This window comes from Micromonospora sp. MH99 (assembly GCF_021442385.1).
GTDB lineage: Bacteria > Actinomycetota > Actinomycetes > Mycobacteriales > Micromonosporaceae > Micromonospora.
Genome location: NZ_MUZA01000011.1, coordinates 126,811 through 138,673 on the forward strand (window position 1 = coordinate 126,811; position 11,863 = coordinate 138,673).

Sequence of the window (11,863 nt, forward strand, 5' to 3'; positions counted from 1 at the left end):
CCACGTATCGAACAGTCGTCCCCGCCACCCCACGGTCGTCAGCCTAGGTGCTCACGGTCGGCAGCTGCGACCGCCGGCTGCCGCCACCGCGTCCGTACGCCCAGGTAGGCGGCCAGGCCGAGCGGCCCGAGCAGGATGGTCAGCACCAGCACCGGAGCCATGACCAGCGCCGGCACCCCCCGTTCACGGCTGTCCAACCACGCCCAGCGGCCCACGAACAGATCGAACGCGATCAGGTGCGCCCAGCCCGCCGCCGCGCCGTCGGGCGTGCCGAGCAGTTCGCGTACCCCGGCCAGCGTCGGCGACGCGACGGCCGGCAGCACCTCGCCGAACGCCGGGACCACCAGCAGCGCATAGATCACCACGACGGGCAGCACGATCAGCGGTGAGCCGATGATCCGGGCGGTCCAGGACCACCGCGGCGCCAGGATCATCAGCGCCCAGAACGGCGCGGCCACCGCGAACGTCAGGGAGAACAGCGTCGCGGTCATGCCGCGAGCGCCAGTTCCGGGCGGCGTCGGCGGGCCAGGACCGAGCCGCCGGCGGTCGCCGTCGCGACCACCAGGGCCGCGACGGCGACCAGCGTGAGGGCGTCCGGGCGCAGCAGCGGCTGCCCGCGCAGGGCCTGCCAGGTCAACAGCATCGTGAGTACGCCGTACGCGCCGCCCGCGATGACCAGCAGCCGGACGCGGGTGCGCGCGTCGAGCCGGGTAGCGAACCGGGTCAGCAGGATCGCCAGGATCGGCAGGGCCTGGAGGGCGTGCAGCCCCACGAAGTGCCCGATCCGCAGGTCGCCGCCCGTGGTGCTCCAGCCGACCACGGGCAGCCCCGGTCCACCGTCGGCCACGCCCACGCTGTGCGCCCCGGAGATGCCCTCGATGCCCGGGTCCTGCATCGGCAGCGCCATCGGCACCGCCGCGAGCATCCCCAAAAGGGACAGGCCGAGCCCCCACCCGACGGCGGTCGCGGCGACCCGGTCGGGGATCCGCCGGATCAGCACGACGATCCCGAGGACGAGGTGCGCGAGAAAGAGCACCATGATCGCCGCACCCATCGCCGCGAACAGGGCGGCGTTCAGCGGGGTGCTGTCGTTGAAGTGGCTGGTCTGCCCGCGCAGCACCTGGCCGACGATCAACACGTTCTCCAGGACCGCGACCGCGACGATGACCGTGACCGCTCCTTCGGCGATCCGGCTGCGCCGGGGCAGCAGGGTGAGCATCCAGGCGAGCGTAGCGCCGTACAGCACGAACGACACCGCGAACTTGAACGGCTTGAGCCAGATCGGCGCCCCGGTGAGGACGCGTGGGTCGACGAGGATGCCGACCATGGCGACGACGGCGAGCGCCGCCATCGCGCAGACGAGAATCATGAGAGGGCGGTTCCAGTGTGTCGCCCGACGCAGAACGGTTGTCATGCCTGTAGATGCTCGTGACCGATCCCGCCTGTCGCGTCCGACCGCGGGCCCCGGTTGCGGCCCCGGGTCGGAGCGCGCCTCCTCCCCGGGTAGGAGACGGGATCCGCCCGCAGCGCCGCCGGTGCTGGCACAATGGCCGGCCTGCCGAGCGGACCGGAGTGACGATGACGACCAATGAGGACCGTGTCCAGCCGAACGAGACCACCGTGCCGTTGCTGCCCTGCCCGGCGCCGGAGGAGACCCTGGCCTTCTGGCGTGCGCTCGGCTTCGAGGTGACCTACGAGCAGACGCGGCCGTACGTCTATCTCGTCGTCCAGTGGAGCGGATTCGCCCTGCACTACGGGCCCGCACCGAAGGGCCTCGACCCGGCAAAGGAGCAGACCGGTGGCTGCCTGGTGATGGTCGACGCGGTAGCGCCGTACCACGCGGCGTTCGTCGACGCGATGCGCGGCGCGTACGGCAAGGTGCTGGCCAAGGGGGTGCCCCGGATCACCCGCTACCGTGCCGGGGCGTCGCGGTTCAGCGTCGTCGACCCGTCGGGCAACACCGTCGTCTTCATTCAGCGCGACGAGCCGCAGGATATGGAGTACGGCGGGTCGTCCGCGCTTGAGGGTCTGGCCCGGGTGCTCGACAACGCGCGGATCCTGCGCGAGTTCAAGATGGACGACCGGGCCGCCTACCGGGCGCTGGACTCAGGGATGCGCCGCCGCGCCGAGGACGCTCCGACGGTCGAGCAGGCGACGGCGCTCGCCGGGCTGATCGAACTGTCGGTCGCACTGGGCAAGACCGACCGGGTGCCCGAATGGGGTGCCCAACTGCGCGCGCTCACGTTGACCGAGCCGGAGCGCGCGCAGGTCAGGAGCTTCGTCGCCGACCCGGCTCTGCTCGAACCGTGGTGGCGACCTCAGGAGGCCTGATGTTCAGTGTCCGTGGGTATGCTCCGCTCATGGAACTCGACGAGCTTCCACCTGTCGAGTTCGCGTTTCCGGGTCCCCTGCGGGACCGGCTCGTGGCGGCGATCCTCTCCGGCGCGAAAACCTCCACGTCCGCCCTGCTGGTCGGCTACGAGCGAGCGAACGAGCCACTGCCCGAGGTCGGCCAGCAGTCGGCAGTGGTGAACTCCGCGGGCCAGCGGGTCGCCGTGATCGAACTGACCGACGTGCGGGTCGTCCGACTCGGCGACGTCGATCTGCGGCACGCCCTCGACGAGGGTGAGGGGGACGAGTCGGTGGCGCAGTGGAGGGCCGGGCACGAGGCGTTCTGGCACAGCGCGGAGGTCCGCGCCGAGCTGGGCGATCCCGACTTCACCGTCGACGACGACACTCTGGTGGTGGCCCAGCGCTTCCGGCTGGTGCACGCCGTCTGAGCGGGCGGTCTCCGTCCTGCGCGTCCGTCGGCAGTGGTCAGGACTCGCGACGGATGCGTCGGCGTACCAGGGCCAGCCCGGCAACCAGCAGGACACCGAGAGCGGCGGCGCTTGCCCCGAGTGTCGCGAGGGCTGTCAGACGGCTACCGGTGACCGGCATGGGCGGAACAGGCCCAGCGAGGACCACGGTCGTCGAGCAGCTCGGCGTGCAGTCGGGATCTGAGACACCCGCCGGTGGGGTCAGGGTGGCCGTGTTGGTCAGATCACCGATGGTGCCGGGTGGCACGGTTCCGCTGATGGTGTAGGTGAGGGTCCCGCCGGCCAGGACGGTGACGGTGTCGGTGATGCTGCCGGTGCCGGAGGCGGTGCACGTGCTGCCCGTTGATGCCTCGCAGGTCCAGGTGAACGTGGCCAGGGGCGCGGGCAGCGGATCTGTCAGGGTCGCGCCGACGGCGTCGGACGGGCCGCCGTTGGTGACGGTCACCGTGAAGGTCACCTGTGTGCCCGGCGCGTAGTGGTCCGGTGTCGCTGTTTTCACGACAGTAAGGTCCACGACCGGTCCGGCGGGGGTGACGACTGTGGATTGGCAGCTGGGGGTGCAGTCCGGGTCGGTGACGCCGGCTGGTGGGGTGAGGGTGGCGGTGTTGGTGAGGTCGCCGGTGGTGCCTGAGGGCACGGTTCCGGTGATCGTGTAGGTGAGGGTTCCGCCGGCCAGGATGGTGACGGTGTCGGTGATGTTGCCGGTGCCGGAGGCGGTGCAGGTGCTGCCGGCAGACGGCTCGCAGGTCCAGGTGAACGCTGACAGGGGACCGGGCAGCGGGTCGCTGACGGTCGCGCCGACGGCGTCGGATGGGCCGCCGTTGGTGACGGCAACCGTGTAGGTGAAGGACGCGCCCGGCACATAGGGGTTGGGGGTCGCGGTCTTGACGATGGCGAGGTCGACAGTGGGTGTGCCGGGGGTGACGACTGTGGATTGGCAGCTGGGGGTGCAGTCCGGGTCGGTGACGCCGGCTGGTGGGCTGAGGGTGGCGGTGTTGGTGAGGTCGCCGGTGGTGCCTGAGGGCACGGTTCCGGTGATCGTGTAGGTGAGCGTCCCGCCAGCGAGGACGGTGACGGTGTCGGTGATGTTGCCGGTGCCGGAGGCGGCGCAGGAGCTGCCGGCGGATGCTTCACAGGTCCAGGTGAAGCCGGCGAGCGGCGCGGGGAGTGGGTCCGTCACAGTCGTGCCGGTGGCGTCGGATGGCCCGCGGTTGGTGACGGTGACCGTGTAGGTCAGGGATGCACCCGGCACGTACGGGCTCGGAGTTGCCGTCTTCACGATCGCCAGGTCCACGACTGGTCCGGCGGGGGTGACGACCGTGGATTGGCAGCTGGGGGTGCAGTCCGGGTCGGTGACCCCGGCGGGTGGCGTCAGGGTGGCGGTGTTGGTCAGGTCGCCGGTCGTGCCCGAGGGCACGGTTCCGGTGATGGTGTAGGTGAGTGTTCCGCCGGCCAGGACGGTGACGGTGTCGGTGATGCTGCCGGTGCCGGAGGCGGCGCACGTGCTGCCGGCGGACGCCTCACAGGTCCAGGTGAACCCGGACAGCGGCGCGGGCAGCGGGTCGCTGACGGTTGCGCCGACGGCGTCGGAGGGGCCGCCGTTGGTGACCGTCACGGTGTACGAGAAGGACGCGCCCGGCACATAGGGGTTGGGGGTCGCGGTTTTCAGGATGGCGAGATCAACTGTCAGTGCGGCGGGGATGATGACCGTGGATTGGCAGCTGGGGGTGCAGCCCGGGTCGGAGACGCCCGCCGGCGGTGTCAGGGTTGCGGTGTTGGTCAGGTCGCCGGTGGTCCCCGACGGCACGGTGCCGGTGATCGTGTAGGTGAGTGTTCCGCCGGCCAGGACGGTAACCGTGTCGGTGATGTTCCCGGTGCCCGACGCGGTGCAGGTGCTGCCGGCGGACGCTTCGCAGGTCCAGGTGAACGCGGAAAGGGGCGCGGGCAGCGGATCGGCCACTGTCGCGCCGACGGCGTCGGACGGACCGCCGTTGGTGACGGTGACCGTGTAGGTCAGGGGTGCACCCGGCACGTACGGGTTGGGAGTCGGTGTTTTCACGACGGCGAGGTCAACTGTCGGCGCGGCGGGGGTGACGACTGTGGATTGGCAGCTCGGCGTGCAGTCCGGGTCGGTGGCACCGGCGGGTGGGGTGAGGGTGGCGGTGTTCGTCAGGTCACCCGTGGTTCCCGAGGACACGGTTCCGCTGATCGTGTAGGTGAGCGTCCCCCCGGCGAGGACCGTGATGGTGTCGGTGATGGTCCCGGTGCCGGAGGCGGCGCACGTACTGCCCGCGGACGCCTCGCAGGTCCAGGCGAACCCGGACAGCGGTCCGGGCAGCGGGTCGGAAAGAGTCGCGCCGACCGCGTCAGACGGACCGCCGTTGGTGACCGTCACGGTGTACGAGAAGGGTGCCCCCGGGACATACGGGTTGGGGGCCGCGGTCTTGGTCACGGCCAGGTCCACCACTGGTCCGGCGGGGGTGACGACTGTCGATTGGCAGCTGGGGGTGCAGTCCGGATCGGTGACCCCGCCTGGTGGGGTGAGGGTGGCGGTGTTGCTCAGGTCGCCGCTGGTTCCCGACGGCACGGTTCCGCTGATCGTGTAAGTCAGCGTCCCCCCAGCGAGGACCGTGACGGTGTCGGTGATGCTGCCGGTGCCGGAGGCGGCGCACGTGCTGCCAGCAGATGCCTCGCAGGTCCAGGTGAACCCGGCCAGGGGCGCGGGCAGCGGGTCGCTGACTGTCGCGCCGACCGCGTCGGACGGGCCACCGTTGGTGACCGTCACGGTGTACGAGAAGGGCGCCCCCGGCACGTACGGGTTGGGGGTCGCAGTCTTCACGATGGCGAGATCGACAGTGGGTGCGGCAGGGGTGACGACTGTGGATTGGCAGCTCGGCGTGCAATCGGGATCTGAGGCGCCCTCCGGCGGCGTCAGGGTGGCGGTGTTGCTCAGGTCGCCGGTCGTGCCCGAGGGCACGGTTCCGGTGATCGTGTAGGTGAGTGTTCCGCCGGTCAGGACCGTGACGGTGTCGGTGATGTTCCCGGTGCCGGTCGCGGCGCACGTGCTGCCGGCGGATGCCTCGCAGGTCCAGGTGAACGCTGACAGTGGCGCGGGCAGCGGGTCGGTCACCGTCGCGCCGACCGCGTCGGACGGGCCACCGTTGGTGACCGTCACCGTGTAGGAGAAGGGCGCCCCTGGCACGTACGGGTTGGGGGTCGCGGTCTTCACGATCGCCAGACCAACTGTCAGCGTCGCCGGGATGACAATTGTGGACTGGCAGCTTGGGGTGCAGCCCGGGTCCGAGACGCCCGCCGGTGGAGTCAGGGTGGTGGTGTTCGTCAGGTCGCCGGTCGTGCCCGACGGCACAGTCCCGGTGATCGTGTAGGTCAGCGTCCCCCCGGTCGCCACGGTCACGGTGTCGTCGATGCTGCCGGTGCCGGACGCGGTGCAGGTGCTGCCGGCGGACGCCTCGCAGGTCCAGGTGAACCCGGCCAGCGGCGCGGGCAGCGGATCGGTCACTGTCGCCCCGACAGCATCGGACGGGCCGGCGTTGGTAACGGCAACGGTGTAGGTCAGGGGTGCACCCGGCACGTACGGATTCGGAGTTCCGGTCTTGGTCACCGCCAGATCCACCGTGGGGATGACGGTGAGGGTGGTGGCGCCGGGCGGGTTGATTCCGACGATGGTGGGGAAGTTGCTCTCACAGCCAGGGATCGTCGAGCCGTCCGGGGCGACACATCCGGTGTCGGTGTACGAGCCGAGCACGTTGCTGGTCACCTGGACGGAGATCGTGCACGAGGCGACACCGAGTCCGATGTCGCCGGTGAAGTCGACGGACGTGGCGCCGGCGGGCGCGGTCACGGCGGCTCCCGAGCACGTCGTGCTGTTGACGCCGGTGGCGGTCACATTGCCGGGAAGGTTGTCGGTGAAACTCATCCCGTTCTTGGCTTGCAGATCGTCGGTGTTGGTGACGGTGAACGTCAGCGTGGAAGTCTGGCCCTGCCCTATCGTGGCCGGGCTGAAGGCCTTGTCCAGTTGCGGGGTCACGTCGACGATCTGCGGAAGGTCGAACGCGACGTCGTTGCCGATGCCCGTCGCGGTCGCGTTGTAGAGGCGTACGCCAAGCGTCGGTGTATCGGCGACTGACAATTGCAGAGCCGTCGATTGCAGCTTGGCTACCCAGGTGTTGTTGATGATCTGAGCGGTGGGATCGGTGCACGGGCTCAGATTCTGGGCGAGTACGGTCGGTACCCCGTTGAGAAGCAGATCGAAGCGAAGGCGTGCCCGCTGCGCGGAGGGAACCGTGCAGTTCCTCTCGGCGAAGATCGCCGAGACCGCATAGAAGTGACCGCCGATCGCCGGAATGGTGTTGCTGTCGGTCTCCAGTTGGAATCCGGCGGCCTGTGCGCCTGTCGGACTATTGCTGTACTCGGTCAGTACCTGGTTGGTGGCTGCCACCTCCGGGCTCTGCCCCTGAAACAGCCCCATGTCGCGTGCCATTTCCTGCAGCCGGCTCCATGCGGCCGAACGCCCGCACTGGTCGTTGTTGGTGACCGGCGGGTTGCCACCGTTGGGCGGCAGCGGCGAGTCCGAACGCATGATCCAGCCGTTGCACGCGCCCGCGCCGGGGCTCCACGCGGGGTCCGCCGTGTAGGTTTCGCTGTCCGCGCCGCTGCCACCGGGCCCCGGCACGTAGACCGAACCCGGCGAGCCGGTGTAGGAACCAATGCGGATCGGCGCCGCGGCCGCACTCTCGTTGGAGAAATCCTCAGTGAACACGGGTGTGCCGGGCTGGGGGTCTCCGGGCAGGCCCGGAACCGTCGCCGATGCGGGCTGTCCCGATGCCACAACGACAAGCGTCGACGACGCCAGCAATGCGCCAACCGCCGCTAGCGCCGATGTGAACCATCGGCGTCGCTCGAAAAGCATTCTCGTTTCCCCCGTTGTGCAGCTTGCAGCGGTTGCGCTGCGCGCGCCAATCCGGGATCGACGATCTCAGACCTATGAAATTTCGACTCAATCCTCATAAGTGGTCACCCGAACGAGTGTGTGAGTGCGCCACTGAATTCACATTCGCCCCTGACCCGGGCTGCGGGGCAGGCGCAGCCCCGCAGCCCTCGGTTCAGAAGGGCCACCGGTCGTCGGACCCGGCCTCGATCAGCGGGATCATCGCGAACGCGGCGTCGGACAGTCCGCCGAAGGTGTGCCGGTTCGTGCCGGTCGGCGTGTGCCCGATCCGGTATCCGGCCAGGTTCCAGGTGTAGACGGGCACCTCCGCCGGCACCGCCGCTAGGACATTCGTCGAACCGTGCCACTGGGCCTGCTCGTCGGTGAGGATGATCAGACGGTCGTGCCGGTCGTAGTGCTCGCGGACCGCCTTCTCGGTGTCGGTTCCCCTGCCGAGGAAGTAACCGCCCTCTCTGAACCGCCGCACCGCCGCGAGGACCGACTCGCCCGCGACCTCGGGAAACACCAGGCTGTCGTGGGAGAACGACACCACAGTGGGCGACTGCGCGCGGGCGGCCAGCGCGAGACCGAACACCGCTGCGGCGTCCCAGCAGAGCAGCGTGCCGTCCTTGCTGAACGGGCTCTGCATCGAGCCGGACGTGTCGATGAGGATCAGCGTCCGCCCGTCCAGGGCGGGCACGTTCGCCAGGGCGTGCTGCAACGCCCTCTCCAGCGGGTACGACCAGCGCAGGCTCGGCGCGGCGTTGTACGCCGACAGGAAGCGCATCGGCAGCACTCGCGACCTCGCCACCTGAGCGGGGTCGGCGAGCTTGGCGGCCACGGTCTCCGCGACGGTGTCACTGACCCCGGCCCGGTCGAAGTTGCGCAGGTTACGCAGCAGCGCCAGGTAGCCCATCGTCGGGATGACCGACTCCCATGCCGCCGCGTCCATCGCGCTCTGTCGCCAGCCGGCCAGCGCCTCCCACGTCATGGCGGCAGCGTCGAGCATCGCCGGATCGGTGAATTCCCGGCGCTGCTCGACAGGCATCGCCGTGAGCGCGTCCCGCGCCCTGAGCATCTGCAGGGACGGGGGGACCGGATTGTCCCGCCGGTGCCGCCGATCCAGCGCGTGCCGGAACAGGTCGCCCTGCCGCTCGTCCCGGGCGGTGGGGTGGGTCAGCTCGATGACGTCACCAAAGCGGACCTGGCTGGCGACGGAGTCGTACTTGAGCAGACTCCGCTCGGTGTAGAGGCGGACCGCCGCGTCGGCGATGCCCCGCTTCACCGGCTTGGGCAGTGCCCGGCCACGACGAGCCAGCCAATACGCGAGCGCCTCGCCCGGCTCGTCCGCACGCTGCAACGCCGCGTCCACTACGGCGCGCGAACCCGGAATTCCCGCCGCTACCTGGGCGCGGGCACCCTCAAGGGCGGCCACCACTGACGCTGAGCGCATCATCGCTCCGGTGCGGAGCCATGGTACGAAGCGCGCGAACCAGTCGGGATCAGTGACGGCGACGGTGGCGACCAGGTTCCGGAAGCGGCCGTCGCGGTCGGTGGCACGCTCGTAGAAGCTGGCCTCGCCCACCATGTTCGAGACACCGAGCAGGAACAGTTCGAGGCGCGGCTCACGGACGAAACCGGGTGCGCCCTCGCCGGTCACCGGCCGATGCCGGCCCGTGCGCAGCTTGAGGTTGAACTTGGCCATGACGTCCCCCACGTCAGTCGGCCGAGAAGACGCCACCACAGCGCACACCCGAGATCAGAGTCGGCCACGGACTAGTCCGCCGTTCTGTCCGTTGAACCACCCACCCGAAGGCGTCGGGGGGATTCGAACCCCCATCTGCGGAGCCGGGAAGTAACCGTTGCCTGCGCACCGGGTGTGCGTGTGGTCGCGCTTTCCCGAGATCGAGGTCGGCGACGGATGTCCTTCACCGGGGTCGGAACCCCTCCAGATGTAACCGTCGCCTACGCACCGGGAAGTGCGGTCACGACCGTAGCGGCAGCTGTCGCGGACGGGCAACAGCTTTTGCGATCTTGTGATCGGAGGCGGTGTGGTCGCGCCGCACGCCCGAGATCAAAAGTGGACACGGCGTTCGCGGGCTCGAACCGCAGGCCCTTGCCGGACCTTTACCAGAAGTAGCCGTATCAGTCGCACCGGGCGTGCGGCGAGAGCGCACCTCCCGAGATCGAAGCGGCGACGGCGACCGGCCCTCGCGGGCCAAGGTGACCTGGGCCGCTGGTCGACGCCACCCGAAGTGGCGGTGGGGTTCGAACCCACGTCTCCCCGATTGGATGCGGAAGTAGCCGTTGCCTGCGCACCGGGAGGTGCCCCACGACAGTAGGGCCGCCCTGGCACGCCGACAACCCCATTACGTGTCCGCCGTCGGGGACTCCGGGCGCGGCCGAACCGCCGAGGAGCCGGGACCTCAGATCATGGACAGGACCAGCGCGGACGAGGCCGCCAGTTCCCGGTCGAACACCTCCTCGCGCGGGACGAACACCATGGCCTGGCCCTCGCCGAGCACGACGTCCTCCTGTCGCGCGGTGGTGGTTGGTGGTGCCACGGAAGACATGCACCGTCACCGTGTGCTCGAAGCCCGCCTCGTACGGGCGCGGACCGCTCCACAGCAGGTGCAGCTCACCGGCTGTCAGGCCGGTCTCCTCCAGCAGCTCGCGGCGGGCGGCCTGCTCGGGCGACTCGCCGGGCTCGACGTGGCCGCCGGGAAGGCTCCACTGGTTCGGCGAGACGGGCGCGTGCTCGTCGCGATGCTGCATCAGCACCGCCCCAGAAGGGTCGACGAGAAGGACGAGGGCGACGTCGTAGGTGGCCATGCGGGAGACCATGCCACGCTGACCGACGGAGTCGGAGGATCTCGGCGCCCAGGCTGGTCTTTGTAACCTGGATCCGCGAGACTCCCCGTATGGGTGATCGTTCTCGTCGGTGGGCGTGGGTCGGAGTGCTCGTCGTCGGGCTGATCCTGTACCTCGCGGTGCTGCGGACCCTCGTCCGCACCCAGAACCCGAACTTCGTGCCGGCACTGATCCTGCTCGGCGCGACGGTGGCGCCGCTGACGTTCCTCACGTTCGCCCAGGCCCGTACCGGGCGCTGGCAGGTGCCGGCGTCGGTGCTGGTGACGTCGGCGTTCTTCGGCGGGGTGATCGGCACGGTGGTCGCCGGCACCCTGGAGTACGACACCCTGCGCGGCCTCGGTGCCCTGCCCATGCTGTTCGTGGCGCTGATCGAGGAGTCGGCGAAGCTGATCGTCCCCGTGGTGCTGCTGTTCACGGCGCTGGCGCAGCACCGTCGTCGCCTGCCGTCCGACGGTCTGGTCATCGGTGTGGCCGCCGGCATGGGTTTCGCCGCGCTGGAGACGATGGGGTACGCCTTCACCGCGCTGCTGAATTCGCAGGGCAACATCGGTGCGGTGGAGCAGACCCTGTTCATCCGTGGTCTGACCGCGCCCGCCGGGCACACCGCGTGGACCGGGCTCACCGCCGGAGCGCTGTGGGCGCTGCTGGCCAGCCCGAGCGTCGGCCGGCTGTTCGGGTTCCTCGGCACCTTCGGAGGTGTCGTCGTCCTGCACACCCTCTGGGACACGTTCTCCGGTTGGCTGGTCTTCGTCGTGCTGGCGATCGTTAGCATCGGCTGGCTGTTCTGGGAGCTGCACCGCTACCGGACGTTCGGTGACCGCCTGGTGGTCCAGCGTCCGTCGAGCTGATCGCGACCCCTCTACACCATGCCTCCTGCGGCCAGTGCGAAATGGCCGGGGGAGGCATCGCTCTGCTGATCCCGCTGCGGCCGGGCCGGCACCTCATCTACTGTCGGACTGTTCACATTTAGTGGCTTTCGTCGGGAAGGTGCAGCGATGGGGGTGCGCCGCTGGGTCGAGAGCTGGCCCCTCTACCGCCAGCTCACCGGCACCGACCCGCTCGGGCGGGGCGCGGCGGCCAAGTCCGCCCAGTCACTGTCGCTGACCGCCCGCACCGACACCGCCGACAGCGTGGCCCGTTCGGTGTGTCCGTACTGTGCGGTGGGTTGTGGCCAGCGGGTGTTCGTCAAGGACGGGCAGGTCACGCAGATCGAGGGCGATCCGGA

At 69.8% G+C, this 11,863-nt stretch carries 9 protein-coding genes and 1 pseudogene; 4 read left to right on the forward strand and 6 right to left on the reverse strand.

Going from position 1 to position 11,863, the window contains the following annotated elements; genetic code table 11:
* Nucleotides 1-38: 38 nt before the first annotated feature.
* Entirely contained in the window at nucleotides 39-491 is a 453-nt protein-coding gene (locus B0E54_RS08925) for an ABA4-like family protein (RefSeq protein ID WP_234582807.1), read from the reverse strand.
* Nucleotides 488-1,414 (reverse strand): hypothetical protein, encoded by a 927-nt coding sequence (locus B0E54_RS08930; RefSeq protein WP_234582808.1) that lies wholly within the window; start codon nucleotides 1,412-1,414, stop codon nucleotides 488-490. The genes B0E54_RS08925 and B0E54_RS08930 overlap by 4 nt, the downstream gene beginning before the upstream one ends.
* A gap of 164 nt (nucleotides 1,415-1,578) precedes the next feature.
* On the opposite strand from B0E54_RS08930, the gene B0E54_RS08935 reads away from it, so the two are divergent.
* Nucleotides 1,579-2,331, forward strand: a complete 753-nt coding sequence (locus B0E54_RS08935) for a glyoxalase (RefSeq protein ID WP_234582809.1) — start codon at nucleotides 1,579-1,581, stop codon at nucleotides 2,329-2,331.
* 29 nt (nucleotides 2,332-2,360) lie between these two features.
* Nucleotides 2,361-2,780: an ASCH domain-containing protein gene (locus B0E54_RS08940; protein WP_234582810.1), complete on the forward strand. Its 420-nt coding sequence runs from the start codon at nucleotides 2,361-2,363 to the stop codon at nucleotides 2,778-2,780.
* Between the two features lie 37 nt (nucleotides 2,781-2,817).
* On the opposite strand, the gene B0E54_RS08945 is transcribed toward B0E54_RS08940, so the two are convergent.
* The 4 genes and pseudogenes from B0E54_RS08945 to B0E54_RS08960 form a co-directional block, all read right to left on the reverse strand.
* Nucleotides 2,818-7,599 (reverse strand): DUF11 domain-containing protein, encoded by a 4,782-nt coding sequence (locus B0E54_RS08945; RefSeq protein ID WP_234582811.1) that lies wholly within the window; start codon nucleotides 7,597-7,599, stop codon nucleotides 2,818-2,820.
* A gap of 343 nt (nucleotides 7,600-7,942) precedes the next feature.
* Complete coding sequence (locus B0E54_RS08950) at nucleotides 7,943-9,472, reverse strand: TROVE domain-containing protein (RefSeq protein ID WP_234582812.1); 1,530 nt, start codon at nucleotides 9,470-9,472, stop codon at nucleotides 7,943-7,945.
* 721 nt (nucleotides 9,473-10,193) lie between these two features.
* Nucleotides 10,194-10,340, reverse strand: coding sequence for a hypothetical protein (locus B0E54_RS08955; RefSeq protein ID WP_234582819.1), 147 nt, complete (start codon nucleotides 10,338-10,340; stop codon nucleotides 10,194-10,196).
* A 40-nt stretch (nucleotides 10,341-10,380) separates the two neighbouring features.
* A pseudogene (locus B0E54_RS08960) lies at nucleotides 10,381-10,611 on the reverse strand (NUDIX domain-containing protein); the annotation flags it as partial.
* 77 nt (nucleotides 10,612-10,688) lie between these two features.
* Here B0E54_RS08960 and B0E54_RS08965 point away from each other — a divergent pair.
* Nucleotides 10,689-11,486: a PrsW family intramembrane metalloprotease gene (locus B0E54_RS08965; RefSeq protein WP_234582813.1), complete on the forward strand. Its 798-nt coding sequence runs from the start codon at nucleotides 10,689-10,691 to the stop codon at nucleotides 11,484-11,486.
* A gap of 147 nt (nucleotides 11,487-11,633) precedes the next feature.
* On the forward strand, nucleotides 11,634-11,863 hold a 230-nt coding region (locus B0E54_RS08970; protein WP_305076124.1), incomplete at its 3' end, for a hypothetical protein.

Coding starts and splice junctions, on each gene's coding strand:
- B0E54_RS08925 (WP_234582807.1), bottom strand. CDS start 491: ATGACCGCGACGCTGTTCTCCCTGACGTTCGCGGTGGCCGCGCCGTTC.
- B0E54_RS08930 (WP_234582808.1), bottom strand. CDS start 1,414: ATGACAACCGTTCTGCGTCGGGCGACACACTGGAACCGCCCTCTCATG.
- B0E54_RS08935 (WP_234582809.1), top strand. CDS start 1,579: ATGACGACCAATGAGGACCGTGTCCAGCCGAACGAGACCACCGTGCCG.
- B0E54_RS08940 (WP_234582810.1), top strand. CDS start 2,361: ATGGAACTCGACGAGCTTCCACCTGTCGAGTTCGCGTTTCCGGGTCCC.
- B0E54_RS08950 (WP_234582812.1), bottom strand. CDS start 9,472: ATGGCCAAGTTCAACCTCAAGCTGCGCACGGGCCGGCATCGGCCGGTG.
- B0E54_RS08955 (WP_234582819.1), bottom strand. CDS start 10,340: ATGTCTTCCGTGGCACCACCAACCACCACCGCGCGACAGGAGGACGTC.
- B0E54_RS08965 (WP_234582813.1), top strand. CDS start 10,689: ATGGGTGATCGTTCTCGTCGGTGGGCGTGGGTCGGAGTGCTCGTCGTC.